At 63.0% G+C, this 26,106-nt stretch carries 28 protein-coding genes; 13 read left to right on the top strand and 15 right to left on the bottom strand.

Translation table 11 applies throughout. From position 1 onward, the window contains the following. Positions 1 to 260: 260 nt before the first annotated feature. The 3 genes from groES to YUA_RS0130850 all read left to right on the top strand — a co-directional run bounded on the left by groES (position 261) and on the right by YUA_RS0130850 (position 3,652). Complete coding sequence (groES, locus tag YUA_RS0130860) at positions 261 to 557, top strand: co-chaperone GroES (protein ID WP_027534160.1); 297 nt, start codon at positions 261 to 263, stop codon at positions 555 to 557. A gap of 117 nt (positions 558 to 674) precedes the next feature. Then, positions 675 to 2,297: a chaperonin GroEL gene (gene groL / locus YUA_RS0130855; RefSeq protein ID WP_027534159.1), complete on the top strand. Its 1,623-nt coding sequence runs from the start codon at positions 675 to 677 to the stop codon at positions 2,295 to 2,297. Positions 2,298 to 2,440: 143 nt separating this feature from the next. Next, positions 2,441 to 3,652, top strand: coding sequence for a hypothetical protein (locus YUA_RS0130850; protein WP_027534158.1), 1,212 nt, complete (start codon positions 2,441 to 2,443; stop codon positions 3,650 to 3,652). A 153-nt stretch (positions 3,653 to 3,805) separates the two neighbouring features. Here YUA_RS0130850 and YUA_RS0130845 read toward each other — a convergent pair whose 3' ends face one another. The 4 genes from YUA_RS0130845 to dctP form a co-directional block, all read right to left on the bottom strand. Further along, on the bottom strand, positions 3,806 to 4,204 hold the full coding sequence (locus YUA_RS0130845) for an META domain-containing protein (RefSeq protein ID WP_027534157.1): 399 nt from the start codon (positions 4,202 to 4,204) through the stop codon (positions 3,806 to 3,808). A 134-nt stretch (positions 4,205 to 4,338) separates the two neighbouring features. Continuing rightward, entirely contained in the window at positions 4,339 to 5,706 is a 1,368-nt protein-coding gene (locus YUA_RS0130840; protein ID WP_027534156.1) for a TRAP transporter large permease subunit, read from the bottom strand. A 3-nt stretch (positions 5,707 to 5,709) separates the two neighbouring features. Then, positions 5,710 to 6,831 (bottom strand): TRAP transporter small permease subunit, encoded by a 1,122-nt coding sequence (locus YUA_RS0130835; RefSeq protein WP_027534155.1) that lies wholly within the window; start codon positions 6,829 to 6,831, stop codon positions 5,710 to 5,712. 115 nt (positions 6,832 to 6,946) lie between these two features. Beyond that, complete coding sequence (gene dctP, locus YUA_RS0130830; RefSeq protein WP_027534154.1) at positions 6,947 to 8,053, bottom strand: TRAP transporter substrate-binding protein DctP; 1,107 nt, start codon at positions 8,051 to 8,053, stop codon at positions 6,947 to 6,949. 326 nt (positions 8,054 to 8,379) lie between these two features. Between dctP and YUA_RS0130825 the strand changes: the two genes are divergently transcribed. Continuing rightward, the gene (locus tag YUA_RS0130825; RefSeq protein WP_027534153.1) at positions 8,380 to 10,143 is read left to right on the top strand and encodes an ABC transporter ATP-binding protein/permease; all 1,764 of its coding nucleotides are present in this window, start codon (positions 8,380 to 8,382) and stop codon (positions 10,141 to 10,143) included. A gap of 250 nt (positions 10,144 to 10,393) precedes the next feature. On the opposite strand, the gene YUA_RS0130820 is transcribed toward YUA_RS0130825, so the two are convergent. From YUA_RS0130820 to YUA_RS51255, 6 genes are all read right to left on the bottom strand, one after another. Then, positions 10,394 to 11,398, bottom strand: coding sequence for a TorF family putative porin (locus tag YUA_RS0130820; RefSeq protein WP_027534152.1), 1,005 nt, complete (start codon positions 11,396 to 11,398; stop codon positions 10,394 to 10,396). Between the two features lie 414 nt (positions 11,399 to 11,812). Continuing rightward, positions 11,813 to 12,151 carry a hypothetical protein gene (locus YUA_RS0130815; RefSeq protein ID WP_027534151.1) on the bottom strand — a complete coding sequence of 113 codons (339 nt, stop codon included), beginning with the start codon at positions 12,149 to 12,151 and terminating at the stop codon, positions 11,813 to 11,815. Positions 12,152 to 12,220: 69 nt separating this feature from the next. Then, entirely contained in the window at positions 12,221 to 13,543 is a 1,323-nt protein-coding gene (gene glcF / locus YUA_RS0130810; protein ID WP_027534150.1) for a glycolate oxidase subunit GlcF, read from the bottom strand. After that, on the bottom strand, positions 13,540 to 14,778 hold the full coding sequence (locus YUA_RS0130805; RefSeq protein WP_027534149.1) for an FAD-binding protein: 1,239 nt from the start codon (positions 14,776 to 14,778) through the stop codon (positions 13,540 to 13,542). The genes glcF and YUA_RS0130805 overlap by 4 nt, the downstream gene beginning before the upstream one ends. 33 nt (positions 14,779 to 14,811) lie before the next feature. Beyond that, positions 14,812 to 15,531 (bottom strand): helix-turn-helix transcriptional regulator, encoded by a 720-nt coding sequence (locus YUA_RS0130800; RefSeq protein ID WP_245285307.1) that lies wholly within the window; start codon positions 15,529 to 15,531, stop codon positions 14,812 to 14,814. Positions 15,532 to 15,583: 52 nt separating this feature from the next. After that, complete coding sequence (locus YUA_RS51255; RefSeq protein WP_198029534.1) at positions 15,584 to 15,721, bottom strand: hypothetical protein; 138 nt, start codon at positions 15,719 to 15,721, stop codon at positions 15,584 to 15,586. Between the two features lie 101 nt (positions 15,722 to 15,822). Between YUA_RS51255 and YUA_RS0130790 the strand changes: the two genes are divergently transcribed. Then, positions 15,823 to 16,158, top strand: a complete 336-nt coding sequence (locus YUA_RS0130790) for a putative quinol monooxygenase (protein ID WP_027534147.1) — start codon at positions 15,823 to 15,825, stop codon at positions 16,156 to 16,158. A gap of 51 nt (positions 16,159 to 16,209) precedes the next feature. Here the strand turns inward: YUA_RS0130790 and YUA_RS0130785 are convergent, their stop codons facing one another. Next, positions 16,210 to 17,703, bottom strand: coding sequence for an FAD-linked oxidase C-terminal domain-containing protein (locus YUA_RS0130785; RefSeq protein ID WP_027534146.1), 1,494 nt, complete (start codon positions 17,701 to 17,703; stop codon positions 16,210 to 16,212). Positions 17,704 to 17,972: 269 nt separating this feature from the next. Here YUA_RS0130785 and cycA point away from each other — a divergent pair, with 269 nt between their 5' ends. Beyond that, positions 17,973 to 18,368, top strand: a complete 396-nt coding sequence (gene cycA / locus YUA_RS0130780) for a cytochrome c-550 CycA (protein ID WP_027534145.1) — start codon at positions 17,973 to 17,975, stop codon at positions 18,366 to 18,368. Positions 18,369 to 18,386: 18 nt separating this feature from the next. Here the strand turns inward: cycA and YUA_RS0130775 are convergent, their stop codons facing one another. Beyond that, positions 18,387 to 19,343 (bottom strand): alpha/beta fold hydrolase, encoded by a 957-nt coding sequence (locus YUA_RS0130775; RefSeq protein ID WP_027534144.1) that lies wholly within the window; start codon positions 19,341 to 19,343, stop codon positions 18,387 to 18,389. Between the two features lie 329 nt (positions 19,344 to 19,672). On the opposite strand from YUA_RS0130775, the gene YUA_RS0130770 reads away from it, so the two are divergent. Beyond that, positions 19,673 to 19,855, top strand: coding sequence for a hypothetical protein (locus YUA_RS0130770; RefSeq protein WP_027534143.1), 183 nt, complete (start codon positions 19,673 to 19,675; stop codon positions 19,853 to 19,855). A 6-nt stretch (positions 19,856 to 19,861) separates the two neighbouring features. On the opposite strand, the gene YUA_RS0130765 is transcribed toward YUA_RS0130770, so the two are convergent. The 3 genes from YUA_RS0130765 to ykgO form a co-directional block, all read right to left on the bottom strand. Beyond that, positions 19,862 to 20,122: a hypothetical protein gene (locus YUA_RS0130765; protein ID WP_027534142.1), complete on the bottom strand. Its 261-nt coding sequence runs from the start codon at positions 20,120 to 20,122 to the stop codon at positions 19,862 to 19,864. A gap of 125 nt (positions 20,123 to 20,247) precedes the next feature. Beyond that, positions 20,248 to 20,886, bottom strand: a complete 639-nt coding sequence (locus YUA_RS0130760; RefSeq protein WP_027534141.1) for a tetratricopeptide repeat protein — start codon at positions 20,884 to 20,886, stop codon at positions 20,248 to 20,250. 109 nt (positions 20,887 to 20,995) lie between these two features. Continuing rightward, complete coding sequence (ykgO, locus tag YUA_RS0130755; protein ID WP_006611362.1) at positions 20,996 to 21,121, bottom strand: type B 50S ribosomal protein L36; 126 nt, start codon at positions 21,119 to 21,121, stop codon at positions 20,996 to 20,998. A 340-nt stretch (positions 21,122 to 21,461) separates the two neighbouring features. On the opposite strand from ykgO, the gene YUA_RS0130750 reads away from it, so the two are divergent. The 6 genes from YUA_RS0130750 to YUA_RS0130725 all read left to right on the top strand — a co-directional run bounded on the left by YUA_RS0130750 (position 21,462) and on the right by YUA_RS0130725 (position 25,894). Beyond that, positions 21,462 to 22,346 carry an amidohydrolase family protein gene (locus YUA_RS0130750; RefSeq protein ID WP_027534140.1) on the top strand — a complete coding sequence of 295 codons (885 nt, stop codon included), beginning with the start codon at positions 21,462 to 21,464 and terminating at the stop codon, positions 22,344 to 22,346. Between the two features lie 164 nt (positions 22,347 to 22,510). Continuing rightward, entirely contained in the window at positions 22,511 to 23,821 is a 1,311-nt protein-coding gene (locus YUA_RS47165) for a sensor histidine kinase (RefSeq protein WP_051383475.1), read from the top strand. Next, positions 23,818 to 24,456 carry a response regulator transcription factor gene (locus tag YUA_RS0130740; protein WP_027534139.1) on the top strand — a complete coding sequence of 213 codons (639 nt, stop codon included), beginning with the start codon at positions 23,818 to 23,820 and terminating at the stop codon, positions 24,454 to 24,456. Before YUA_RS47165 ends, YUA_RS0130740 begins: the two co-directional genes overlap by 4 nt. A 116-nt stretch (positions 24,457 to 24,572) precedes the next feature. Next, positions 24,573 to 24,953: a response regulator transcription factor gene (locus YUA_RS0130735; protein WP_245285306.1), complete on the top strand. Its 381-nt coding sequence runs from the start codon at positions 24,573 to 24,575 to the stop codon at positions 24,951 to 24,953. Between the two features lie 182 nt (positions 24,954 to 25,135). Beyond that, the gene (locus tag YUA_RS0130730) at positions 25,136 to 25,366 is read left to right on the top strand and encodes a hypothetical protein (protein ID WP_027534137.1); all 231 of its coding nucleotides are present in this window, start codon (positions 25,136 to 25,138) and stop codon (positions 25,364 to 25,366) included. 75 nt (positions 25,367 to 25,441) lie between these two features. Then, positions 25,442 to 25,894 carry a hypothetical protein gene (locus YUA_RS0130725; RefSeq protein ID WP_027534136.1) on the top strand — a complete coding sequence of 151 codons (453 nt, stop codon included), beginning with the start codon at positions 25,442 to 25,444 and terminating at the stop codon, positions 25,892 to 25,894. Positions 25,895 to 26,106: the final 212 nt, after the last annotated feature.

The following is a 26,106-nucleotide window of genomic DNA, read 5'->3' as shown; positions in this document are numbered from 1 at the left end:
GCCGTAGCAATGACGTCGTAATATACGCCAGCGCTCCGAACGAATTTCCAGTGCCACCATCCTATATCCGCCTCACCAATCGCTTAACCACCTTTGCTTGACAGGATCGCAGCCAAGCCATATCCCCTGCGCACTATTAGCACTCGAAAAGACCGATTGCTAAGCGCGCCGTTCGATCCTCGGAAAGAGGGTGGACGGGAGCGCCGCCCCCACCCCACTTCCGCTGCTTTCGGAAAAGCGAGCCTCCAAAGGGAAACGTCATGGCTAAGTCCAAATTTCGTCCGCTGCATGACCGTGTCGTGGTCAAACGTATCGACGCCGAGGAAAAGTCCAAGGGCGGCATCATCATCCCCGACACGGCCAAGGAAAAGCCGTCCCAGGGCGAAGTCGTCGCCGTCGGCTCCGGCGGCCGTGACGAGGCTGGCAAGCTGATCCCGATCGACCTCAAGGTCGGCGACCGCGTGCTGTTCGGCAAGTGGTCGGGCACCGAGGTCAAGATCGACAACGAAGAGCTCCTGATCATGAAGGAGTCGGACATCATGGGCGTGATGGCCTAAGGCCAGACGTCTGAACGGCCGCTGAATGCCATGCCCGGATCATCAGGTCCGGGCATCCATCATTCCACCGCACAGCACCAAACAAGACACATCACGAAACACGAGGGACTGCAGACCATGGCTGCCAAGGACGTCAAATTTTCCGGAGACGCGCGCGATCGCATGCTGCGCGGCGTCGACATTCTCGCCAATGCCGTCAAGGTGACGCTCGGCCCCAAGGGCCGCAACGTTGTCATCGAGAAGAGCTTCGGCGCGCCCCGCATCACCAAGGACGGCGTCACCGTCGCCAAGGAGATCGAGCTCGAGGACAAGTTCGAGAACATGGGCGCCCAGATGGTGCGTGAGGTCGCCTCCAAGACCAACGACCTCGCCGGCGACGGCACCACCACCGCGACCGTGCTGGCCCAGGCCATCGTGCGCGAAGGCGCCAAGGCGGTTGCCGCCGGCATGAACCCGATGGACCTCAAGCGCGGCATCGACATCGCGGTCGCGGCCGTCGTCAAGGACATCGAGAAGCGCGCCAAGCCGGTCGCCGCCTCCTCCGAGGTTGCCCAGGTCGGCACCATCTCGGCCAACGGCGACGCCGCCATCGGCAAGATGATCGCCCAGGCGATGCAGAAGGTCGGCAACGAGGGCGTCATCACCGTCGAGGAAAACAAGTCGCTCGACACCGAAGTCGACATCGTCGAGGGCATGAAGTTCGACCGCGGCTATCTCAGCCCCTACTTCGTCACCAACCCCGAGAAGATGACCGCCGAGCTCGAGGACGCCTACATCCTCCTGCACGAGAAGAAGCTCTCCGGCCTGCAGGCCATGCTGCCGGTGCTGGAAGCCGTGGTGCAGTCGGGCAAGCCGCTTGTCATCATCGCCGAGGACGTCGAGGGCGAGGCGCTGGCGACCCTGGTCGTCAATCGCCTGCGCGGCGGCCTCAAGGTTGCCGCCGTCAAGGCGCCGGGCTTCGGTGACCGCCGCAAGGCCATGCTGGAAGACCTCGCGATCCTGACCGGCGGTCAGCTGATCTCTGAAGACCTCGGCATGAAGCTCGAGAACGTCACGGTGAAGATGCTCGGCCGTGCCGGCAAGGTCGTGATCGACAAGGAGAACACAACGATCGTCAAGGGCGCCGGCAAGAAGCCGGAGATCGAGGCCCGCGTCGGCCAGATCAAGGCCCAGATCGAGGAGACCACCTCGGACTACGACCGTGAGAAGCTCCAGGAGCGTCTCGCCAAGCTCGCCGGCGGCGTCGCGGTGATCCGCGTCGGCGGCGCCACCGAGATCGAGGTCAAGGAGAAGAAGGACCGCGTCGAGGACGCGCTAAACGCCACCCGCGCCGCGGTGCAGGAAGGCATCGTCCCCGGCGGCGGCGTGACGCTGCTGCGCGCCAAGAAGGCGGTCGGCCGTCTCACCAACGCCAATGCCGACGTGCAGGCCGGCATCAATATCGTGCTGAAGGCGCTGGAAGCTCCGATCCGGCAAATCTCCGAGAACGCCGGCGTGGAAGGCTCGATCGTGGTCGGCAAGATCCTCGAGAACAAGTCCGAGACCTTCGGCTTCGACGCCCAGACCGAGGACTATGTCGACATGATCGAGAAGGGCATCATCGATCCCGCCAAGGTGGTGCGCACCGCGCTGCAGGACGCCTCGTCCGTGGCCGGCCTGCTGGTCACCACCGAGGCCATGGTCGCCGAGTCGCCCAAGAAGGAATCCACGCCTGCCGGCGGTGGCATGGGCGGCTTCTGAGCCCATCCTCACCTGACAGTGTTGCGAAGGCCGCCTCCGGGCGGCCTTCTTTTTTGCCGATCATGCCTCACGCTTTCCGATTCAACCGGCGGCCAAAACCCACTACGGTGGCGCCCGATTCCATTCGTTCGAGGATTTCGTCAATGCGCGCGCTTCTAATCTGCTCCACCGCCGTTTTGGCGATCCTGCTTGCAGTTCCGCCCGAGGTCGCCTCGGCCCAGATGAAGCTGTCGCCGAAGGCCACGGCGCCCGGCGGCATGGAGACGCGCTATTTCACCTCGATCGACGGCCTCATGGACGGCAATGCCGACGTGATCCTGAAGGAGACGCGGCAGGGCAAGACGGTCACCGCGGCCGTGCTCGACGTCTGCTATCCCGTCGCCAAGAACTCCGACCGCAAGGACCGCTTCGTCGTCAATCTCCAGATCTCAGGCCAGACGCTGACCGGCACGACCTCGAGCCTCGGCGCGAAGGCGCCTGTTACGGTCAAGCTCATGCGCAAACCGACTGGTGACACCTTCGAGTTCCGCGGCCAGATCGGCATCGGCCAGACCGTGACCGAAGTGACCTCGCCCGACAATGCCGATCTCAGCGAGAAGGAATTTCTGGACAACCAGACCACCGACGATGGCATCACGCCCCAGCCGAAGGATTTCACCGAAGTCTCGCCGGAGGCAATCGCGGTCAAGGTCAAGCTGGATAACGCGACCGACTTCCTGAAGAGCCTCAAGGGCCAGGACGTCGAGGTGACGCTGGCAAGCCTCACCGTCGGCTGCGACGCGCTGCGCGCCGGCGAGCAGACCATCAACATGTCGGTCGATCCGGAGCGCGCGGCCGCGCTGCTTGCGAAATTCAAGGCGATGCCCGGCGTCACCGCCGCCGGCTGGACTGCGGGGCTGGCGGAGATGGACCGTACCATCCGTATCCCGGCCGCCGACTGGCGCGACGGCGACAAGATCAACCGCGACAAGCTCGCCACTGCCGTCGCAGGCGTGCTGAGCAAGACGCTCGCGGCCAAGCCGGCCTCGCAGGGCTTCAACGCCGCCACCGGCAAGCTCAAGCTCGTCTTCAAGCGGCCGAACCAGGATTTCCCGGCGCTCGAGCTCACCGACACGATCGAAGTCTCGGGCCTCGTCTCCGCCGACAAGCCGGGAACGAGCGACAAGCTGATGGTCTGGATCGGCAGCCCCTCGACCACGACTGCCGACGAGAGCGCGAGCGCAAAGCTCAACGTCTCGGATGAGGCGACGGCCGACGAGGAAGGCGACCAGCCCGACGACAACGGCTCGATCGAGGCGCTCGCCAAGGAGCTGAAGGGCCAGCGCTGGGACGCCGACAAGTCGGTGTGGAAGTAGGCTCTCGTGCCCCGGACGCAGCGCAGCGCTTCTTCAGCGGTGCGCTGCAGAGCCGGGGCCCATAAGCCTCACAGTGAAGTCGCGGATAGATTCTGGGTCCCGGCTCTGCGGCGCATCGCTTGCGCGCTGCGCCTTGTCCGGGACACGAGAGAGCTAATTCCCGTTGGTGCGAAACCGCAGCGGCTTTGGGCCGATCAGCGTGAGCACGTCGCCCTGGCGCTTCCAGGTCTCGACGCTGGAGAGCGCCACAACGAGATCGTCGTCGGCCTGGGCTTTGGCCGGCGGACAGGAACGATCCTGAATTGCACCGGGAACGAAAATCACGGTGTTGCCGGCTACCGAGAACTGGCCCTTGCCGCCCTTGCACCAGAGCTCGAGCACGACCTCGCCATTGTCGCCGATCTCGATGTTCGGAATTCGCTTCGAGCCGGGCTGCGGCACGGCCTCCAGCGTCATCTCGGTGCCGAAGGGAAAGCCCTCCTCGGCATGCGCGACAGTGGACATTGCGAGCATTGCAACCGTCGCGCACACGATCTGCTTGAGCGAAACCATGAAACCTCTCGACCGACCTGATTTGCCGCACCTTCTATAAGACGGCGGCGCCATTGAGAAGGCTCGCGGCCGCGGACGCAAAAAATCCCCACGGGGGTGAAGCCCTGCGGGGATTTGCGGCAGACGAAGACCAATCACCGCGCGTAGACGAGGCTCGGAAGCCAGATAACGATTTGCGGAAAGATGATGCAAAGCATCACTCCGAGTGCCTGCAAGGCCATGAAGTTGATCGATGCCTTGAAGATCGTCGCCATACTGATCTCCGGCGGCGCCACACTCTTGAGGTAGAACAGCGAGTAGCCGAAGGGCGGGCTGAGAAAGGCCATCTGCATGTTGACCATGAAGATGACGCCATACCAGAGCGGCACGTCGGCCTGCGCCACTCCCGGCACACCGAATACGCCGTCCCAGTTCAGCCCCTTCAGGATCGGCAGGAAGATTGGAACGGTCAACAGCAGGATTCCGACCCAATCGAGGAACATGCCGAGCACGAACAGAATCAGCATCATCAACATCAGGATTCCGTAAGGAGGCAATCCCGTTCCGAGAATGGAGTCCGCGACGAATTGCTGCCCGCCCTTCAGGATGAAAAATCCGACGAACATGGTGGCGCCGAAGAAAATCCACATCACCATCGCGGTCGCTTTCAGCGTGGCGATGGCCGCCTCCTCCGCCGCCAGCCAGTTCAGGCGGCGATGGAGCGCCGAGACGAACAGCGCGCCGAAGGTGCCGATTCCCGCCGCTTCGACCGGCGTCGCAATTCCGAAGAAGATGATGCCGAGCACCAGGACGATAAGCAGCAAGGGGGCGATGGTGTTTCGCAACAGCCGCACCTTCTCCTTGAGGTCCACGCGCTCTTCCTTCGGCAAAGCGGGCCCGAGGCTGGGGTTGATGTAGCATCGGATGGTGATGTAGGCGATGTACAGGCCGGACAGCAGGAAGCCCGGGAAGATGGCGCCAACCAGCAGTTCTCCCAGCGATTGCTGCGCCACCACCGCATAGACGATCGCCATCACCGAAGGCGGAATCAAGATGCCCAGGGTGCCGCCGGCCAACAGCGAGCCGCAGGCCAGTTTCGGGTCATAGCCGCGCTTCAGCATTGCCGGCAGCGCGATCATTCCCATCGTCACCTCGGTCGCGCCCACCACGCCGACCATAGCGGCCAGTGCCGTACAGGCCAGGACCGTCGCAGATGCGAGGCCGCCCTTCACCGACCCCAGCCATTTATAGACCGCATCAAACAGCTCTTCGATAATGCCGGCCTTTTCCAGCATCGCCGCCATGAAGATGAACAGCGGAACGGCAGAGAGCTGATAATCGGTCATGAAGGGAAAGATGCGCGCGGGCGTCATGTTCAGGACGGCGGAGTTGCCGAACAGAAACAGGAAGACCACCGCAAGGCTTCCAGTGCAGAAGGCCATCGGCAGCCCGAGTGCGAGCAGCACCCCGAGCGACCCGAACATCAGCAGCGTGAGCCACGCAATATCGATATCCCAGCCCATGGCTCAGGCTCTCCCCCGCGACAGAAACACAATGTCCTTGAGGAGCTTGACGATACCCTGCAGGAACAGAAGTCCCGCGCCGATCGGCATCATCAGCTTGATCGGCCAATATTGCACGCCCCACTCCGTGAAGGAGTGCTCGTCATTGTTGATCGAGTCGGCCGCAAATCGCCAGCTCGTCCAGAACAGCACCCCGATGAAGATGAAGAAGAAGACGGAGGTAATGATGTCGGCGACGGCTTTGCCGCGCGGCGAAAACTTCGTGTAGATCACATCGACGCGGACGTGCTGATCCTCGCGATAGGCATAGGCGCCGGCGAGCATGTATTGCATGCCGTACATCAGGAACATGCTTTCATGCACCCAGTTGGTGGGTGAGTTGAAAACGAAGCGCGCGATTACCTCGTAATAGTAGACGAACACCGAGATCACCGCCCAATAGGCCGCGAACTCTCCGGCACGAACGTTGACCGTCTCGATCCAGTCCGTGAAGCGGGTGTGCAGACCCAGAGTCGGATCCTCATGCGTCCCCACCATGGCAATATCGGGCGTGGCTTCTGCTGCCGGAGGCGGGAGGGCAGCTTCGGCCTCGCGGGCCCGGCGGACCAGCCACGGCAGCAGAACGGCATCTGCGAGCAGCATCGCTGCCATCAGGATGGCCAGCCAGCGCGAGTAGCTGCGCCATTGACCGAGGCTGGCTTCGGCCTGCCCGAACTCTTGCTCGGCGACCCGGCCTTGGCTCTGCGCCTTTTGCAGGACTTCCGTCGTTTCGGGAGTCGGCGCGACGTTTGGCGGGATTTGCGCGCGCCTGATCAGGGTGTGGGACCTCTCGACCGCGGCCCGGGTACGCGAGACGTCCTCGCGCCGGTCCCTGATCTCGACGTTAGCAAAGAGAATGGCGAGAAAGACCGGGATGAAAACCAAGCCCCAGAAGTTACGCAGATAGAAGCGGTGCAGGCCCATGAAGCCCGAGCACAGCCAGAACAGGTAGGCGATGAACAGCGAAGGGCCGCGCGAAGGGCCGCGTCGTTTTTCGCGCTTGACGAGGTACATCGCAATCAGCGGAAACAGCAACAGCGTGCCCCAATAGAGCCAATGGGGCAGCACGAAGTTCAGACTTGGCATTGCTTTGCCTCACGGGACGCAGTGGGCTGCAGGTCGGAGCGGACGAGAATGTGGCGGGAAAGGCGGGAAGGCGCGCGTGCAGCGTCTCCCGCCTTGATGCGCTCGCATTGGGACGTCAGAGATCCAATTTCTGTCCCTTGTACATGTCCGGCGTTACGTAGCCAAAGCTGGGCGATTCCATCACCTCGAGCTGCGCCTTGAAGATCCGCGCGGCATCCTTGTCCTTGTTCGCCCATTTGAACCAGATCGGCACCGCGACCTTCTGGAATTTTTCGAGGTCCTCAGCTGGCAGCCGATTGATCTCGACGCCGGCCTTCTCGAACTTGCCCCAAGCCTCCATGTCGGCCTTTTGAATCGCCCCGTGATGGAGGGCGGAGTAAGCTTGGATTTCGTTCTCCACCCACTGCTGCATTTTCGGCGACAGCTTGTTCCAGTGCGGGAGGCCGACGCAGAAATCCATCAGGTCCACGGGCTGATAGATCGATTCGAGGCCGGTCGGGCCCATCCAGATATATTTCGCAACCTGCTGGAAGCCGAGATCCCAATTGACCGCCGGTCCGGTGTAGTCCGCCGCTTCGATCGTGCCCTTCTCCAGAGCCGAGAACACTTCACCGCCGGGAAGCAGGGTCGTCTTGGCGCCTATGGCGGCGAACCCCTCGGCAATCATGCCGCCCGGCACGCGCAGCTTCAGGTCCTTGAAATCCTCGATGGATCGGATGGGCTTCTTGGAATGGATGATGTTCGGACCATGATGGATGCGGCCGACATACATGAGTCCCTGCTTGGCAAAGACGTCGCGCGCAAGCTTCAGGCCGCCATTGCCGTAGAAGAACACGTCCCATTCATGCGGATAGCGCAGTCCCATCAAATAGGATGACAGGAACGCGGTGGCAGGCACCTTGCCGGCCCAATACAGCGTGAACGAGTTCATCGCCTCGAGCACACCGTTCTTGACGCCGTCCAGGAGTTCGAAGTCACCGACGATTTCCTTTGCGGCAAATGGCTTGAACTCCAGTTCGCCGCCGGTTTTCTCTTTGATCGTGCCGCACCATTGCTTGAACGTCGCGAGCCCTACGCCCGCCGGCCAGGAGGTCTGCACCTTCCAGGTGGTGGTCTCGGCAGCTTCGGCATCGCGAATGTAGGGCGCCGCGACGGCAGCGGTTGCTGCCGCGACAAGAAACTTACGACGGCTGGTTTTCGACTTGGTGGTTTCGTTGGACATTGCTACCTCCCTGTTGATCGTTATTCCGCTCTTCTGAGCGGTTATCTGTGCAGCTTAACCCTACGGAACCTGCGATTATTCCACATGGTTTCGTGCGGTTCGGATCAGCGGTCGAGAGGATCGGCTCGGCAAGATCGCTCACAAGCTCGCGAAGTCCGAAGGCCCCCACCCCGCGCCGTTGGGCCCATGCTAGGGTTGCCGGCCCGGACAAGCCAACCCAAATTGCAGAGTTTGCGACTTTAGTCTAACCACCGCGCTTATGTCCGCCGTCGCCTCAGCCATTGGCTCCGGGCATTTGCGCACACCCCGTCAGGAGATCCCCCTCTGTGAAGAACATAAGCGCCACGCTCGCGACCGTCTGGCGAATCGCCGGCCCGTATTTCCGATCGGAGGACAAATGGGCCGGCCGCGGCCTGCTCGGCGTCGTCGTCGCAATGGAGCTGGCGCTCGTCGCGATCAATGTGCTGCTCAATCAGTGGCAGAACCGGTTCTACAGCGCACTCCAGGCCTACGATCTGAACGAGTTCGTTATGCAGGTCTGGATCTTCCTCGGCCTTGCCTTCACCTACGTCGCGCTTGCCGTTTACAAGCTTTACCTGAACCAGTGGCTGCAGATCCGCTGGCGGCGATGGATGACGCAGCACTATCTCGGCGAATGGCTCGACGGCGCCACGCATTACCGCATGCAGCTGAAGGGCGACGCCGCCGATAACCCGGACCAGCGTCTCACTGAGGACGTCACGAATTTCGTCGAGCAAACGCTTGTCCTCGGCCTCGGTCTGCTGTCGTCGATCGTGACGCTGGCGTCGTTCATCGTCATCCTCTGGGGTCTGTCCAACAGGGCGCCCCTGCACATTTACGGCACTGATATCGTCATCCCGGGTTTTCTGGTCTGGTGCGCGCTGGCCTACGCGCTTCTGGGTACGGGCCTGACGCACTGGATCGGCGCGCCGCTCATCAACCTTTATTTCGAGAAGCAGCGCTACGAGGCCGACTTCCGCTTCAACCTGATCCGCGTGCGTGAAAATTCCGAGCAGATCGCACTCCTGAAAGGAGAGAGCGCGGAGCGAGGTCATCTCCTGCAGCGCTTCGGCTACGTCATCGGCAACTGGTACGCGATCATGAGCCGGACCAAGCGCCTCACCGCCTTCACGGCCAGCTACGGTCAGGCCGCAACGATCTTTCCCTATGTGGTGGTCGCGCCCGCCTACTTCGCCAAGAGCATCCAGCTCGGCGACATGATGCAGACCGGCTCGGCCTTTGGCCAGGTGCAGGATGCGCTGTCCTTCTTCGTCACGGCCTATCGATCGATCGCGGAATGGCGCGCGATCGTTGCGCGTCTCGACGGCTTCGAGATGTCGGTCGATAGCGCGGCAAACCTGCCGGCGCATGAGGCGACGATTATGCTCGAAGCGGCAGGCGGCAGCCGCAATATCGACCTCGAGAAGCTCTGCGTGTATCTCCCCAACGGCACGCCGCTGGTCGCAGCCGACGGCTTCGCCATCCATGCGCCGGAGCGCGTGCTCGTGACCGGGCCGTCGGGCTCCGGCAAGTCGACGCTGTTCCGGGCCATCGCCGGCATCTGGCCGTTCGGCACCGGCACCATCGCCATCCCCGTGCAGGCGAAGCTGATGATGCTGCCGCAACGCCCCTATTTCCCCATCGGTGCGCTGGGTGACGCCGTGATCTATCCCGCAGCACCCGGTGAATTCCAGGCGACCCAAATCCGGGACGCGGTGATCGCCGTCGGCCTGCCCGACCTCGCCGAACGGCTCAACGAGGACGGCCACTGGAACCGGACGCTGTCGCTCGGCGAGCAGCAGCGCCTCGGACTCGCCCGCGCGCTGCTGCATGGGCCGGACTATCTCTTCCTCGACGAGGCCACCGCCTCGCTCGACGAGCCGTCCGAGGCGCGGCTCTACCGGCTGCTGGCGGAGAAGCTGCCGCAGGCCACCATCGTCTCGATCGGCCATCGCTCGACGCTCGATGCCTTCCATACCCGCAAGGTGGCGATGGTGAAGGAAGGCGCGGTCCACGTGCTGGGCAATGACGATGCGCCGGCCGAGCCGGAGGCGAGCGCGGCGCGCTGAGGCGGCGCGAGCGTGCCCTCCGAAAGACCTTCGTTGCGGCCGTCCTTCGAGACGCCCGCCTTTGGCGGGCTCCTCAGGATGAGGTTTTGTTTCGCGGCGAAATCTTAGACCCTCATGGTGAGCAGCGCCGCTTTACGGCGCGTCTCGAACCATGAAGGCCCGGACCTCTCGCAGCCCTCTTTACCCCGAGCCCAAAACACAAGGGCGGCAGATTGCTCTGCCGCCCTTGTCAGTCGTCTCGGAAAGAAACTTACTTCAGGTTGGTCATCGCCGTCAGGTCGAAGGACAGCTTGGCAATGCCCGCCGCGCCGCACCAGTTGGAGCCAGCGCCGCCCGGGTTGATCGCGGTGACGTTGGTGGTGCCGGTGGCGTTGAACGCGCTGGTGAAGGCGTTGCAATCACCCTTGTTCAGGTCGGTGTCGGAGTAACGCAGATCCAGCGTGAACACCTTGTAGGTGAAGCCGATGCCGACGTTCCAGGTGTTGTAGTCCTTGTAGGGGATACCGTTGGCGAACACGGTGCCGACACCGGTGCCATAGAAGGCGTCCGAGGTGCCGAACCACTGCCGGCCGAACTCACCCGACACGTACATGCCGACGCCCGAGGTACCGAAGGCCGTGCTGGGCGCCGTGTACTTGGCAGTCAACGAAGCGTAGTTGCCCCAGGCACCCGAGTTCAGGAAGTTCGGCGAGTAGTACTCGGTCGCGCCGACCGTCCAGCTGTCGTTGATGGTGTAGTTCACCTTGCCGTAGACTTCGAAGAAGCTGACGTCCTTCTTCATGACGTTGCCGTCGGCAAGGAAGATGGTGGTGGTGCTGACGGGGCAGACGCCGCCGCCGGGAATGCCGCCGGTAAGCACGTTGTCGGCGCAGCTCCCGCCCGGATACAGATAACCCCACACGCCGATGTCGAAGGCGAAGGCGCCGAAGGTCGGGCGGATACCGCCGTAGACGTCGACCTCAGCCGCGGCGCGATTGGCGAAGGAAATGCTCTCGGCCGAGACGCCGACGTAGAGCTGCAGGTCCTTGTTGATGTTGTAGCGGGGCTCGAAATAGGCGGCGACCGACGGCTTGTGGTTCGACTGGGTCACGCCGCGGAAGATGTAGTCGCTCATGATCGCGCCGCCGAAAGCGACGTCCCAAGGATCAAACGCGGGCGCCGGAGGAGCCTTCAGAGCCTTCAAGGGCATGTCCGCCGCGAAAGCCGAACCCGTCACCATTGCCAGCGCCGTTGCTAACAAAGTCACTTTCTTCATTTCGATCCCCATCACCAGTTCTACCGAGTCGGATTCCCGGAAGCCCCCCGGGGTGTACGACTTGTCTGCAAAATTGCGTTACAGCGGCAATCTGAAGGGAGGGGCGTAAAGCGAGAAGCAAAAAACAAGAGCATCTGCCGACTTTTTGGGCGTTCTGACGATTCCACGAAAGGTTGTCAGCTGGTGTTGCTTCTCGATCACATTATTTTCACTCCAAAGTGCACAGAGCCGTCCGGGATACTACGTAGGGCGCCGACGCCGTGGCGCGCGTGCTACGAATCAACTGACTCAAAAAAGGGCAACCTCCGGCAGCCGTCGTGGCGATGCAAAAAGGCCGCAGCGTCACCGCTGCGGCCTTCCTGTTGTCGATCATGGTCGGGGGCGAACCCGGCCTTAGGGCCTAACCCTCGGGACCTAACCTTGCCCTTCGGCCGGCGTCGGTTCCGCAGAAGACGAAGGCATCGCCCAGCTCGTCTCGGCGGCAGGCTCGGGTGCCGGCGCTGCCATCGGAGCCGCCGGCTTCGGCGCGGGAGCTGCCTTCGCCTTCTTCGGAGCTGCTTTCTTGGCAGCCTTCTTCGGTGCTGCCTTCACAGCCTTCTTTGCCGTCTTCTTGGCGGCCTTCTTCGGCGCAGCCTTCTTGGCTGATTTCTTCGCAGCCTTCTTGGCCGCCTTCTTCTTCGTCGCCTTCTTCGCCGCTACAACCTTCTTGGCCTTTTTGGCCTTCTTGCTTTTTTTCTTGCTCGCTTTCGCCATCGTGGTCCTCCTGTTGCCGCCGAACAATGGTCGATCGGGCGCCCTTCGGCCGTCACTCCGGACGAAAGCTCAGCGCGACGCATTCAGTGCCGGCCGCGACCCGCCCGTAGCCCAATCGAGAAGCTCAATCGTGTGTACGACCGGAACTGACGTGCCACTGGCAATCTGCACCATGCAGCCGATATTGCCCGCGGCAATCATGTCCGGCTTGACGCTCGCGATGTTGGCGACCTTGCGATCACGCAACCGGCCCGCAAGCTCGGGCTGGAGAATGTTGTAGGTCCCCGCCGAACCGCAACACAAATGGCTCTCCGGGACATCTTTCACCACGAATCCATTCTTGGAAAGCAATTCTTTCGGAAGACCCGTGATTTTCTGCCCGTGCTGCAACGAACACGCGGAGTGATACGCGACGACGATGTTGTCCTGCTGCGTGCTCGGCGCGAGGGCGAGACCGGCGACATATTCGGTGATGTCCTTCGCGAGCGCTGACACCTTCGCCGCATCGGCTGCAAAGGCAGCGTCCTCGCGCAGCAGATAGCCGTAGTCCTTGATCACCGTGCCGCAGCCGGACGCCGTCACCAGGATGGCATCGAGCCCCTCGCCAGCGGCCTCCTTCTGCCACGCCGTGACGTTGGCGCGGGCCCGGCGCAGCGCGTCATCGTCGTGACCGAGGTGATGGGTCAGCGCGCCGCAGCATTGCTCGTCCCTGACCAGGACCACCTCGATGCCGTGGCGGGTGAGAAGGCTGATGGCGGCCTGGTTGATGCGCGGCGCCAGCACCTGCTGGGCGCAGCCCTGGAGCAGCGCGACCCGGCCGCGCTTCCTGCCAAGCGCTGCGAACACGCTGCCCGGAAGCGCGCCCGGTGCCGGCAGCCGGCCTGGAGCCAGCGCCAGCATCGCCTTGAGGCGCTGGATCAGGCCGGGGGTGGCTGAGGGCCGCGGGGTCGGCAGGAAGACAGCAAAGGGCCGGGCCAGCTGCGCCAGCCGCATGCTGATGCGAAACCGCTGCGGGTCGGGCAGGACGAAGGCCAGCACCTGCCGCAGCAGCCGCTCGGCGAGCGGCCGCTGATAACGCTGCTCGATCCTGACACGGGCCTGATCGACGAGGTGCATGTAGTTCACCCCGGAGGGGCAGGTCGTCATGCAGGCCAGGCACGACAGGCAGCGGTCGACATGCTTGACCACCTCGGCCGTCGGCGCCTGGTCCTTCTCCAGCATCTCCTTGATCAGATAGATACGGCCGCGCGGGCTATCGAGCTCGTCGCCGAGCAGCACATAGGTCGGGCAGGTCGCAGTGCAGAAGCCGCAATGGACGCAGGCGCGCAGGATCTTGTCGGCTTCCGCGATGTCGGGGTCGGCGAGCTGCGCGAGTGAGAATTCGGTCTTCATGCCGCAGCGCCCCGCGTCAGCCGTCCCCGGTTCAAAATGGACTTCGGATCGAAACTGGCGCGGACCCGTTCGCTCAGGGCGGCGATACCCGGCGCTTGCGGATGGAATACGTCGATACTGCGCCTGACGTCCTCGGCAGCCCGGATCAGCGTGGCATGCCCGCCGAAGGCGTCGGTCCGCTGGCGCACCGCCGGGGCATGCGCGTCGCTCTTCGGCGGCAGCGCCGCCCAGATCAACCCACCGCCCCAATCGTAGATGACGTCGCCACCGGTCTCGCGCGCCAATTGCGTGCCGAGTGCCGCTCCCGAGGCCGGCGGACAGACGATCCGCCACACCGGCCAGGCGCCGAGCGCGCCGCTGGCAGCGAACGGCAGCACGTCGCGGATGGTGGCCCACAGCGCGGACGAGGCTGCGTCCTCGATCAGGGTCGCGGTTCCGAACGGCGCCAGCAACTCGCGCAGCGAGCCGGCGCGGTGAGCAGCCGAAGCCGTAATGCCCTCGAGCCGCAGCACCGTCAGCGCCTCGCCCTGACCGGCGACATCGCCGAGCCCGTCGGTCCTGGCCCGAAACGCCGATTTCGGCAGATGCGCGGCGGCGGAGACGTCGAAGGGCGAGCCGAGGGCTGCGGTCATCGCCTTGTTGGCGGCGGCATCGTCGAGCCCGCGCAGCAGCAGCGTCCGCTCGGCTTCGGGCTTCGGCATCACCTTCAGCGTCACTTCAGTCATCACCGACAGCGTGCCCCAGGAGCCTGAAAGCAGCTTGCAGAGATCGTAACCTGTGACGTTCTTCACCACCCTGCCGCCGGTCTTGAAGCTGTCGCCGAAGCCGGAAACGGCATGCGCTCCCAGCAGATGATCGCGCGCCCCGCCCGCCTTGATCCGGCGCGGGCCGGCGAGACCGGCCGCGATCATGCCGCCGATGGTGCCTGATACGGGCGTGTCGAGCAGCGACGCGGTGTTGATCGGCTCGAAGGCGAATTGCTGGTTCTTGGCATCAATCAGCGACAGCACGTCGGCCAGCGGCGCGCCCGCCTGGACCGTGACGATCAACTCGTTGGGTTCGTAGGAGGTGACGGCATTCAGCGCGGAGACGTCGAGCACCGCGTTGGTCGCCATCGCGTGCCCGACGCTGCGCTTGGAGCCATGACCGATGATCTCGAGCGGCTGCTCATTGGCAATCGCCGCGCGCACCACCTCTTCGACGTCTTTGGCGTCTCTGACCCTGAGCGTATCCACGCGTCTAGCGGGTAACGAAATTTGGCGCCAAAATCAAATGCAGACACCGAACAGGGTGCGGAATGCGTCAAGCCCGGTATCGGTGATCTCGACGGAGCGCCCCTGCGGCCTGCGGCGGATCCAGTCCCGCTGGAACGCCAGCTCGGCGAGCGCCGCCCCTGCCCGCCCGGCCAGATGCGGCCGGCGTTCGCTCCAGTCGAGACAGGGCCGGCACAGCACCCGCCGGTGCCGCGCCGACGGGTCGAGATCGATACCGAAACTGCCGAGGAACGCCGTGCCCCCTTCCGTCAGCTCACCAACCTCCTGATCGAGAACCAGATATTCGCGCTCCCGCAGCGCGTCAGCGAGGGCGACACCGAGCTCGCCCGCGAGGTGATCGTAGCAGGTCCGAGCTCGCCGCATCGCGGCATCAATCCGTGCCGGCGGCCGCGTGGCGTGCGGACCGGTCACGGCAACCGTCATCATGCCCTCGAGGATCTGCGCGACCAGCGGCGTGGCCAGCCGGTACAACCGGCGCGGCCCCCGCCGCTCGACCTTCAGAAGCGCGTGCTGCACCAGCCGGCCGAGATGCCAGCTCGCCGTCTGTGGCGTGACGCCGGCGACCAGCGCCAGCTCGCCCGCGGTCTGAGGGCGTCCGTCCATCAGTCGCGACAGGATCAGGGCACGGCCGGGATCGGCGATCAGGGCCGCCAGGCCGGCGAGCTCGCGTGCGATGGTCGGCATGGCCGGCTCCGGCATATGACGAAAACCCATCAGGCTTGTCGCACAGGGCGCCGCCGTAACGTTTCGATCATGATCGAAACGTTCACGACATCGACACTTCGATCACCAGCGAACCCAACCGGCAAGCCGTCGCGACATGGTTGCGGCGATCGCGATCGAGATCGAGCAACGGAGATACGGATGGAGCGATCGACACATGCGCGGCCAGCGCCGCGTGCACGTGAACCGTTCAGCCGCAGGTCGGTGATCGCCGTCCTGGCGATCTATCTCTCGCCTTGGACGGCGGCGTCATCTCAGGCACAGGAGCAAGGAGCAAAGACAATGAACCACTATGCAACACAGAAATCGATCAGCGATGCCGTCGACGGCGGCGGCCTGCTCGTGGTCGCGCAATGGGAGGCGAAGCCTGGTGAGGCCGACAAGATCGCCGCCATCCTCGACCGCTTCCTGCCGGAGGCGCAGCGCGAGGACGGCGTCAAGCTGTTCCTGATCTCGCGCGGCAAGGACAATCCGGCGCAGTTCCTGTTCTTCGAACTGTTCCGCGACGAAGCCGCCTTCAAGGCGCATCAGGAAAGCGCACACTTCAAGACCTGCATCGCAGGCCAAGCGCTGCCGCTGCTGGCGAAGCGCGAGCGGGCGCAGTACGGGCTGCTGTAACGGCTCCTGGAGGGAAGGGCTCGCGACGCAAGCTCTTCCCTCCACAAGATCCTAGAACCGCGGAATATCCGGGAACGCCACTTTCCCCGCATGGACATGCATGCGGCCGAGCTCGGCGCAGCGGTGCAGGGTCGGAAACACTTTTCCGGGATTGAGCAGGCCCTGCGAATCGAAGGCGCATTTCAGCCGCTGCTGCTGGTTGAGGTCGATCTCGGTGAACATGTCGCCCATGAGATCGCGCTTCTCGATGCCGACGCCATGCTCGCCGGTGAGCACGCCGCCGAACTCGACGCAGGCGCGCAGGATGTCGGCGCCGAAGGCTTCGGCGCGCTCGATCTCGCCGGGCTTGTTGGCATCATACAGGATCAGCGGATGCAGATTGCCGTCGCCGGCATGGAACACGTTGGCGCAGCCGAGCTGGTATTTTTCCGAGAGCTCGCGGATGCGGGCGAGCGCCTTCGGCAGCGCGCCGCGCGGAATGGTGCCGTCCATGCAGAGATAGTCGGGCGAGATGCGCCCCACCGCAGGGAACGCGGCCTTGCGCCCGGCCCAGAACAGATTGCGCTCGGCCTCCGAGGTCGAGATCTGGCAGGTGGTCGAGCCGCAACCGTTTGCGATGGTCTCAACGCGCGTGATCAGCTCGTCGACCTCGATCTTGGGGCCGTCGAGCTCGATGATCAGCAGCGCCTCGACGTCGAGCGGATAGCCGGCATGGACGAAGGCTTCGGCCGCGTGGATCGCCGGCTTGTCCATCATCTCCATGCCGCCGGGAATGATGCCGGCGCCGATGATGCGCGCAACGCATTCGCCGGCCGCCTCGACTTGCGCAAAGCCGACCATCAGTGCGCGCGCCGTCTCCGGCTTCTGCAGGATGCGCACCGTGATCTCGGTGATGACGCCGAGCAGCCCTTCCGAGCCGGTGATGACGCCCATGAGATCGTAGCCGGAATTCTCCGCCGACTTGCCGCCGATGCGCAAAATCTCGCCGCTCATCAGGACAATCTCGCAACCGAGCACGTTGTTGGTGGTCATGCCGTATTTGAGGCAATGCACGCCGCCGGAATTTTCCGCGACATTGCCGCCGATCGAGCAGGCGATCTGCGAGGACGGATCGGGCGCGTAATAGAAGCCGGCATGCGCGACCGCCTGGCTGATCGCGAGGTTGGTGACGCCAGGCTCAGTGACGACGACGCGGTTGTCGAAATCGATCTCGCGGATGCGTTTGAACTTGCCGAGGCCTAGCAACACGCCGTCCTCCAGCGGCAGCGCACCACCGGATAGCGAGGTGCCGGAGCCGCGCGGCACCACCTTGATGCCGTGGGCGGCACAATATTTCAGGACGAGCGAGACCTGCTCGGTGGTGTCGGGCAACACCACGACCATCGGTGGCTGACGATAGGCGGTCAGCCCATCGGATTCATAGGCCCGCATCTCGGCGGCGCTGTCGATCACGCCCTCGCCGGTCACGATTGCGCGCAATGCGGCAACGATCTCCGCGCGGCGCGCGAGCACCGCCTGATCGCTCGCAGGCATCATGATGGCCATATCAAATCCTTCATGGGATATCCTTGCGGCTTCCGCCGCACGGTCGATTTAGCACGGCAAATCAACCACGTCCGCGCTGGTTTGGGTAGGCCGTCCGAAAGTCGGAGCCACGATCTCAGGCTGAGTTCGCTCTGGGACAAGTAGGAAATCATGAAACCTGTCATGGTTTCGTGGCTTGTCCAAGCCGAGCGGGCCGTGCCAAAACCGGCAGGGTTCGACGATCGCCGACCAATTGAGACCTCACCGGGAAAAGAGACGAAGAGCACCCTATGAAAAAACTGACTTTTGGCGCGCTGATGATCCTCACCGTTACTGCCACGGCCTCCGGCGCGATGGCGCAGGATGCCGCTGCCGGCAAATCGTCGTTCAACAAATGCCTGGCCTGTCATGCCATCGGCGAAGGCGCCAAGAACAAGGTCGGCCCCGAACTGAACGGCCTGGATGGCCGTCATTCCGGCACCGCGCCAGACTACAATTACTCGGATGCGAACAAGAATTCCGGCATCACCTGGAATGAGGCGCAGTTCAAGGAATACATCAAGGACCCGAAGGCCAAGATCCCCGGCACCAAGATGGCGTTCGCCGGCATCAAGAACGAGACCGAGATCAACAATCTCTGGACCTACGTGTCGCAGTTCGACAAGGACGGCAAGATCAAGCAGTAAGCGGAAGAACGGCGGCCGCTAGTCGGCGGCCGCCTGCGCCGGGGCGATGTTAGCGATCATCGTCTCGATCTCCGTCTTCACGAGATCCGGCACTGCGTTTTGCACCATGTGGCCGAGATCGGGCAGCACGATCAGCTTTGCGTTCGGCACCGTCGCGGCGAACGGGCGCGCGTGGATGTCAGTCTTCACCGTCTTGTCGGGCGCACCGGCGATGATCGTTACAGGCAGCCTGATCTCGCCGTAGCGCGGAGCCTGCGCGGCCACCGCTGCCTTCAGCGTCACCAGATCATAGGCATTGGCGATGAATTCGCGCGGACGCAGCAGCAGCGGCGTCGCGGAGTCCTTCACGAAACCGTCCGGCATCGTCTGCGGCAGGAACACGTTGCGCGCGCCGGACTCGGTGACGAAATAGCCCAGCGGCAACGTGACGGTGTAAGCGAGCAGCGGGCCGATCACCGGCATTGCGATGATCTCGTTGTAGCGGCCGACGCCGCCGCGCCAGGGATGGGTCACCGGCGCCAGCATCACGAGGCCGGCCACGCGGCTGGCATGATCGAGCGCCAGCCGCGCACCGAGCGCGCCGCTCCAGGAATGCACGACGAAGACCGCACGATCGATCCCGAGCTTGCCGAGCGCCGCGCCGATCATCCGCGCCTGGATGTCCGGCGTCGAATCCTGCCGGCGCGCGCGCGTGCTCCAGCCATGGCCGGGACGGTCGATCAGGATGACGCGATGCTGCTTGGCCAGCAGGCCGCCGAGACGATGCCGCATCACTTCGAGGTTGGAGCTCGCGCCATGCAGCATCACGATCGGCAGGCCGGCGTCGCGCGGGCCGATGTCGACGACATGGAGCGTCGCGCCATCGACCTCGATCATCCGGCCCTGCGGCGGAAAGGCGCGCTGCACGGCGACGACGCCGGCCTGCGTGACCAGCGCCAGCAGCACCAGCGCCGTCACGGCTGACATCACGATCATGGAGAGAGTCCGAGTGATCCAGGGCACATCGCTGTTACGGGTCAGGCAGGCGACAGTTTCGCCTAAGGCGGCTCAGCACGTCCACCGGAAATGCCGGCCTGTGGATATGTGCATAATTACTGAACCAAAAAACGCAATAGAATCAAGAGTTCGACCGAATGACTCACAAGCCCCGGACCAGCTTCATGCAGTCGTCTCGCAGCTTCCTTATAATCGCCACGGTCGGTTCCGCCATCTAGACGCGGATGGGCGCCGATCCCTCCTCGCGATCTCAGGGGATGCGGGAAAGACCGGCTGGATAGTCCTGGTTTGAACCGGAGGATTTTTCGATGAGCATCAGATCGAACGACACCGCAATCGACGAGATTGTCGCAAGCTGCAACGGCGATTTGCGCGGTGCCGTGCGGGCGCTGCTCCTGATCAACGAGCATCTCGAGACGGAACTCGCAAAGGCCTATGCCGCAGCCGCCGATCGCGGTCTCGCCGAGCGTGGCACCAGCGCCCTGCACTGACGCAGGCTAGCCTGTGCCGTCCTCGGCCTTCTGCTCGCCGGGCGTGAGCGCGGGACAGGCGCGGATGGTCGAGCGTGCAAGCTTGGCGTCGTCCTTGGATTTGTAAGGACCGTCGCCGAACCAGATGTCGCCGTCGATGACCGGATTGCTGGTCACGATGTTGCATTTGCCGGTGGCGCGATTGCCGACCACCCAGAACAGTCCGTCGGCGAAGCACATCGTTCCCGACGCCAACAGCAAGCTGCAAGCAAAGATCAAACGCTTCATGGCTTTTGCTCCTGCCATGCAGGTAGACCTGCGGCGGCGGCGACAATAGTCCTGACCATGCGACGCGTGAGATCGTGGTTAATCCCACCGCGCTACAACCGCTCAAGAAATGATCGAGTTATCGGCTAGATGTCGCGGCCTTCGACCTTCTCGGTCAAGGCCTTCACCTGATCGGGAATCTTCTCGAGGTGCGGGTTGACGGCGAGCGCCTTGCGATAGGCCTCGAGCGCGCGCTTCTCGTCGCCGACGTCCTGCATGATCATGCCGAGCCCTGCGAGCGCGCCGAAATGACGGGGCTCGCGAATCAGCACCTCGCGGATGTCGGAGAGCGAGCGGGCGTAATCGTTCTGCATGTAATAGAGCGTGGCGCGCCGGTTCCAGGCTTCGATGTAGTCGGGCCGAAGCTTGATGACTGAATCCAGAAGCTTGATCGCAATCTCGATCTTCTGCGCATCGACCGCCGCCTTGGCCCGCGCCATCAACAGCGCAGCGGTGTCGCTCGGGGTCTGCAGCCAGATCGCCCAGATCCGCGCTTCGACATGCTTGGCGCTGGCATCGTCAGGGGCGGCCTTGAGCGCGCCGAACAGGAAATCGAGATTCTTGGTGCGCTCCGCCTTGGGCAGCTTGGCCGGCGCCTCCGGCAGCTTCTTCTGCTGCTTCGCCGGCGGGGCCGGATCATCCTGCGCCAGTGCCGGCGCGAGGCCGGCGGTCCCGAGAACCAGGGCCAGACACATCGTACGCGCGAAAGGGAATCTCACTGCCATGGGGAAAGTCTAAACGCGCAAAGCCGCCCTTGCAAAGCAGGGCGGCGTCAAACTCGCGTGAGACCGTGGTCTTGCGGGGCGTGCGCGCGAGGCGACCGCGAGGGCGAAATCAGCCCTGGCGAGCCTTGAAGCGGCGCTGCACCTTGTTGATCACATAGACCCGGCCCTTGCGGCGGACCAGGCGGTTGGCGCGATGGCGACCGCGCAGCGACTTCAACGAGTTACGGACCTTCATGGCAGAATCCTGAACGTTCGAAAGGCCGTGTTCGGCACTACCGTTTCGGCACGCGCGAATGTGGCAAAATGAGATCTTTCCCGCTGGCGGACCGACCGCCCGGGACGGGGCGGTTCTTAAGGCATGGCGGGAGGTCATGTCAATGTTAACTGCCCGGTTCCGAACCGGCAAATTCGTGAAAACAACCCCATGCACAGTAGAAACGGCCGGATCGGCCGGATCTGTTCATGCGCGGCCACTCGAGCCAAGGCCATGTCAGGCCGCGGTTTTACTCCGCCCGCGAGCTTGCCAATTTCGTTATATCATATAATCAATTTGGCAACCCGTCGGGAGGACACCAATGCCGAAGCTGAAGCTGCCTGATATCGACGACGTCGTCGCCATCGACATCCACACCCATGCCGAGGAGCCCTGCGGCTGCCATCCCGACGACGGCTATGACGACTTCCAGGCGCAGATGGCGGACTATTTCAAGTCGCCGAACAAGCATCCGCCGACCGTGCCGGAGACCGCGGCCTACTACCGCTCCAAGAACATCGCCGCGGTGATCTTTCCGGTCGATGCCGAGCGCGAGACCGGCTTCCGCCGCTACAACAATTACGAGATGATCGAGGCCGCCTCCGACCATCTCGACGTCCTCATCCCCTTCGTCTCGATCGACCCGCACAAGGGCAAGCTCGGCGCGCGCGAGGCGCGCAAGCTGATCGAGGAATACGGTGTCCGCGGCTTCAAATTCCATCCGACCATGCAGGGCTTCTACGCCAACGACCGCATGGCCTATCCGCTCTACGAAGAGATCAACAATGGCGGCGCGATCGCGCTGTTCCACACCGGGCAGACCGGCGTCGGCTCGGGCATGCCGGGCGGCATGGGCATGCGGCTGAAATATTCCAACCCGATGTACATGGACGACGTTGCGGCTGATTTCCCCGACCTCAAGATCATCCTCGCCCATCCCTCCTTCCCCTGGCAGGAAGAGGCGCTGTCGGTCGCGACCCACAAGCCGAACGTCTATATCGACCTCTCCGGCTGGTCGCCGAAATATTTCCCGCCGATCCTGGTGCGCTACATCAACTCGATCCTGCAGGACAAGATGCTGTTCGGCTCCGACTGGCCGGTGATCACGCCGGACCGCTGGCTGTCGGACTTCGCCAAGATCGACATCCGCGAGGAAATTCGGCCCAAGGTGCTGAAGGCGAATGCGCGCAAGCTGCTCGGGATCTAGGCGTGTAGCCATGAATTGGCGGAGGCGCTTAGCCCCTTCAGCGATAGGCCCGCAGCGCGGAAGGTGATAAACACCTAGCGTCCCAGTCCGGCGTCGGACGTCTGGCCGGGCCGCGTCCGGCGGACGGCTGCCCAGGGGGAGAGCGCTTGCGGTCGCGATCCAAAATGGAGGGAGTTTCCCGCGGCAAGAAGATCGCCGCGAAGAGCCGCGCGTCTGATCCCTCGTTGGACGAACTCCTGGCGTTTGAACGTCTGCGCTTTGATCTCTCGTCCCGCTTCGCCAACGTTGCCGCTGACGAGGTGGTCACGGAAATCGAAACCGCGCTGAAGCGACTCTACGAGTTTCTGGGCTTTGCTCGCGCTACCTTTGGGGAGTTCAGCGAGAGAGGCGATCTTTCCATTCTGTGCTCGGCGGCGGCCAAAGGTCTGGAAACGGTTCCGCTTGGCAGGATCACGGGATTCAGAAAATGGTTTGAGAAAGAGCTATTCTCCGGGCGTACCATAGCATTTCGATCATGGGACGATTATCCCGCTCCGGTCAGCCGGGCCGTTGAAGAGCACTATCGCCAACGCGACATTGTCCCGCAGCTTCTGATTCCGCTGACCGTGGGCGGCAACGTGGTTGCGATGATAGCCCTTGTTGCGTTCCGATCCGGCCGGGAATGGCCGGACGAGTTCGTCGCGCGCATCAAAGCCATTGGAGAGGTGATGGCCCAAGCGCTGATTCGCAAGCGTTCCGAGGACGCACTCCGGGCGACGCAGTCCGAGCTCGCGCGGGTCAGCAGCCTCACTGCCGCCGGGCAGATGGCCGCTTCGATCGCGCACGAAATCAACCAACCGCTGAATGCGATCGTAACGAATGGCAGCGCGGGTCTGCGCTGGCTCTCGAATCCAGAGCCGGACATTCACGAAGTACGCGCCGCGTTCGAGCGCATCGTGAGGGAGGGCAACCGGGCGAGCCAGATCATCGTGGGCATTCGGGCGATGTTCAAGAACGACAGTCGGGAAGCGTCGCTGGACCTCAACCGGCTGGTCCGCGAAACACTCACGCTTCTGGATTCGGAGTTGCGAATGAACAAGGTTCTTGTCCAGTTAGAGCTAATCCCGGAGCCGTTAAGGGTGCTGGCGGACCGGGCGCAGCTCCAGCAGGTGATCGCCAACCTGATCACAAACGCGATGGAAGCCATGAATACAGTCGACGATCGCGCGCGAACACTGCGCGTAAAATCGGCGACCAGCAAAACTGATGGCGTCTTGATCACCGTCGAGGACTCCGGGCAGGGAATCGATCAGGAAAACCATCGGCGCATCTTCAACCCGTTCTTTACGACGAAGCCCCAGGGCATGGGGATGGGCCTCACAATCTGCCGGTCGATCATTGAATCTCATGGAGGCAATCTCTCGGCGTCGGCGGCTCATCCGCACGGCACGGTGTTTCGCGTCGTTCTTCCGATCGAAACGGCGGACAGCGCATGAGAGAGGACCACCTCAAGCTCCAGCCGGCCGTCTTCGTCATCGACGACGAAGCGTCCCAGCGCGACGCACTCAGCAGCCTCTTTCGATCGGTCGGATTGCAAGTCGAGCTATTCGCCTCCGCCCCGGAGTTCCTCGCGAGCAGGCGCCCCGATGTCGCCAGTTGCCTGGTGCTCGACGTTCGGCTGCCCGGCCCCAGTGGATTGGATTTTCAAGCAGAACTAGCCAAAGCGAACATTCACATCCCGATCGTCTTCATGACCGGTCACGGCGACATACCGATGACCGTGCGGGCCATGAAGGCCGGCGCGGTGGAGTTTTTGCCCAAGCCATTTCGTGACCAGGACATGCTGGACGCAGTACGCGCTGGCCTCGAACTGGACCGGAAACGACGCGAGGACGCGAGCGAGGTCGCCGGACTGACGTCGCGTTTCGATTCTTTGACTCCGCGCGAGCAAGAGATCATGCGCCTCGTGACCTCCGGTCTGATGAACAAGCAGATCGCGGGCGAGATCGGGGTCAGCGAGATCACAGTGAAAGTCCGCCGCGGCAGCGTCATGAAAAAGATGGGCGCCAAATCGCTCGCCGAGCTGGTGGCGATGGCGGAGGCATTGGGCGTTCGCGGCAAGCCAAGATAGTTTCCCCGTATACTCATGTATATTCCTTCGGACTTGGTTCCTCGTGCTTCCCGATGCACAGTGGCGAGATTCGCCCTTAGACAGCGACGTATCCAATCCCGGCAAGGACTCACGCGTTGAAGGTTCCGTTGATTTCCATCGTCGACGATGACGAACCTAATCGAGAGGCCATCGAGGCCCTCATTCGGTCGCTCGGCTACGCCGTCGCCACCTTCGCTTCCGCCGAGGAGTATCTGCAGTCCGACTGTCTCGAGAGCTCATCCTGCGTGATCACCGATCTGCAGATGCCGGGTGGCATGAGCGGAGCGGACCTGCAGGAGCGGTTGATCGCCGACGGCTGCCATACGCCGATCATTTTCATGACCGCGTTTTCCGAAGAAAAGATTCGCGCGCGAGTTCTAGGAGCTGGAGCGTCCGGCTTCCTCTGCAAACCTTTTAGCGAGGAATGCCTGATCCGGCACCTGAACAAAGCACTCAGGTCTCCCGGGGTTTGCTGAGCCCCGATCCGGCACCGTTTCTGCCGCTTCATCTCAAAAACGCGCCAAGTCCCCGCTTCGCGGGGCGCGCCGCTACGCGAAAATTCCCGAGCTATACCGACGTATAGGCCGCTTTACGTTTCGGATACCGATCATTACCGACGGACACTGGAGTCGCGTGTCGCGACGATCCTAGTCTCCCCGTGAAGAAGAACAGCAACACAACAGGGGGACGCGACATGGCAATGTGCATCGCCAGCTTTCGGGGTGAATTGGCTGATAGCGTCTCGAGACATTCGGAGCCGCTGCGGCCCGCTGCTCGCCAAGACGCAGACCGGGATTTTCTGAACCGCGTTGCCGAGGCAGACAGGCTGGTGATGCAGAGATTGTTCAAGGACGTGTTCCGATCCCGCGCCGCCATGTCGGATGCCTAACTCTTTCTCTTTCCGTTTTCTGCCGCATCGGCTCCGGCCGACTGCAACGGAAGTCTCACAAGAAAGGATCGGAGCATGAAGGGGAAAACCGTGGCCATCATGGCTGCGACATTCTGTGCCGGAATGTTCGTAGCCTTCGTTCCGGGCGATGCTCCTGGCGTCGCCACCGGCCTCGTCGAAGACAGCGGCGCCGTCGTGCCCCATGTCGACGCGGCCGACAGGTTCGCCGCGATGTGGGCGCCTTTGGCGACCGCCGGCAAGAAGATCGTCCAGGACCGTCGCCTGAGCGACAAGCGGGAAAGGACAGCCCCCAACCAGGACTGGCCCTATTGCGATCCAGCCTGTCTCGAAGCCAACAGGCATGATCGCCAGACCCAAGAGAGCGTGGTCGAGAAAAATCGAAGATTGTCGCCTTCGACCGAAACCTCGCCTGCTCCAACTAGGCCGGTGCCGCTCGGATGCGACCCATCCTTCAGTCCGGTCGCCGATCCGGCACGCGCGCATATCTACAGGCGCTGCATCGCCTGAGATTACGACGGCGCGAAATAATTTGCGCCGCACGAACATTGATCGAGATCAACATGTCTGCTCGCCGAAACTATCCAATGAACGCCGATTTCCTGAATGCAGGTCCGGCGTCGCAGACTGTCTCCATGACAACTGGCACAGGAAAGGATCCATCATGTCTATCCGGAATGTCATCGCGCTTTCCGCCATTGCCGTCATCGCTTCTCTTTCAA

The organism is Bradyrhizobium sp. WSM3983, assembly GCF_000473045.1.
GTDB lineage: Bacteria > Pseudomonadota > Alphaproteobacteria > Rhizobiales > Xanthobacteraceae > Bradyrhizobium.
Note: the sequence above shows the minus strand (reverse complement) of the source record. Positions and strands in the feature narration are given on the sequence as shown.

What these genes read in the sequence shown, in the direction of transcription:
- YUA_RS0130775 (WP_027534144.1), bottom strand. Translation starts at nt 19,343, where the DNA reads ATGATCGTGATGTCAGCCGTGACGGCGCTGGTGCTGCTGGCGCTGGTC.
- YUA_RS0130760 (WP_027534141.1), bottom strand. Translation starts at nt 20,886, where the DNA reads ATGGCAGTGAGATTCCCTTTCGCGCGTACGATGTGTCTGGCCCTGGTT.
- YUA_RS0130845 (WP_027534157.1), bottom strand. Translation starts at nt 4,204, where the DNA reads ATGGTTTCGCTCAAGCAGATCGTGTGCGCGACGGTTGCAATGCTCGCA.
- YUA_RS0130725 (WP_027534136.1), top strand. Translation starts at nt 25,442, where the DNA reads ATGAAGGGGAAAACCGTGGCCATCATGGCTGCGACATTCTGTGCCGGA.
- YUA_RS0130765 (WP_027534142.1), bottom strand. Translation starts at nt 20,122, where the DNA reads ATGAAGCGTTTGATCTTTGCTTGCAGCTTGCTGTTGGCGTCGGGAACG.
- YUA_RS0130835 (WP_027534155.1), bottom strand. Translation starts at nt 6,831, where the DNA reads ATGCCAAGTCTGAACTTCGTGCTGCCCCATTGGCTCTATTGGGGCACG.
- glcF (WP_027534150.1), bottom strand. Translation starts at nt 13,543, where the DNA reads ATGAAGACCGAATTCTCACTCGCGCAGCTCGCCGACCCCGACATCGCG.
- YUA_RS0130740 (WP_027534139.1), top strand. Translation starts at nt 23,818, where the DNA reads ATGAGAGAGGACCACCTCAAGCTCCAGCCGGCCGTCTTCGTCATCGAC.
- YUA_RS0130840 (WP_027534156.1), bottom strand. Translation starts at nt 5,706, where the DNA reads ATGGGCTGGGATATCGATATTGCGTGGCTCACGCTGCTGATGTTCGGG.
- dctP (WP_027534154.1), bottom strand. Translation starts at nt 8,053, where the DNA reads ATGTCCAACGAAACCACCAAGTCGAAAACCAGCCGTCGTAAGTTTCTT.
- YUA_RS47165 (WP_051383475.1), top strand. Translation starts at nt 22,511, where the DNA reads ATGGAGGGAGTTTCCCGCGGCAAGAAGATCGCCGCGAAGAGCCGCGCG.
- YUA_RS0130800 (WP_245285307.1), bottom strand. Translation starts at nt 15,531, where the DNA reads ATGGGTTTTCGTCATATGCCGGAGCCGGCCATGCCGACCATCGCACGC.
- YUA_RS0130770 (WP_027534143.1), top strand. Translation starts at nt 19,673, where the DNA reads ATGAGCATCAGATCGAACGACACCGCAATCGACGAGATTGTCGCAAGC.
- YUA_RS0130815 (WP_027534151.1), bottom strand. Translation starts at nt 12,151, where the DNA reads ATGGCGAAAGCGAGCAAGAAAAAAAGCAAGAAGGCCAAAAAGGCCAAG.
- YUA_RS0130790 (WP_027534147.1), top strand. Translation starts at nt 15,823, where the DNA reads ATGAACCACTATGCAACACAGAAATCGATCAGCGATGCCGTCGACGGC.
- groES (WP_027534160.1), top strand. Translation starts at nt 261, where the DNA reads ATGGCTAAGTCCAAATTTCGTCCGCTGCATGACCGTGTCGTGGTCAAA.
- ykgO (WP_006611362.1), bottom strand. Translation starts at nt 21,121, where the DNA reads ATGAAGGTCCGTAACTCGTTGAAGTCGCTGCGCGGTCGCCATCGCGCC.
- YUA_RS0130785 (WP_027534146.1), bottom strand. Translation starts at nt 17,703, where the DNA reads ATGGCCATCATGATGCCTGCGAGCGATCAGGCGGTGCTCGCGCGCCGC.
- YUA_RS0130850 (WP_027534158.1), top strand. Translation starts at nt 2,441, where the DNA reads ATGCGCGCGCTTCTAATCTGCTCCACCGCCGTTTTGGCGATCCTGCTT.
- groL (WP_027534159.1), top strand. Translation starts at nt 675, where the DNA reads ATGGCTGCCAAGGACGTCAAATTTTCCGGAGACGCGCGCGATCGCATG.
- cycA (WP_027534145.1), top strand. Translation starts at nt 17,973, where the DNA reads ATGAAAAAACTGACTTTTGGCGCGCTGATGATCCTCACCGTTACTGCC.
- YUA_RS0130820 (WP_027534152.1), bottom strand. Translation starts at nt 11,398, where the DNA reads ATGAAGAAAGTGACTTTGTTAGCAACGGCGCTGGCAATGGTGACGGGT.
- YUA_RS0130750 (WP_027534140.1), top strand. Translation starts at nt 21,462, where the DNA reads ATGCCGAAGCTGAAGCTGCCTGATATCGACGACGTCGTCGCCATCGAC.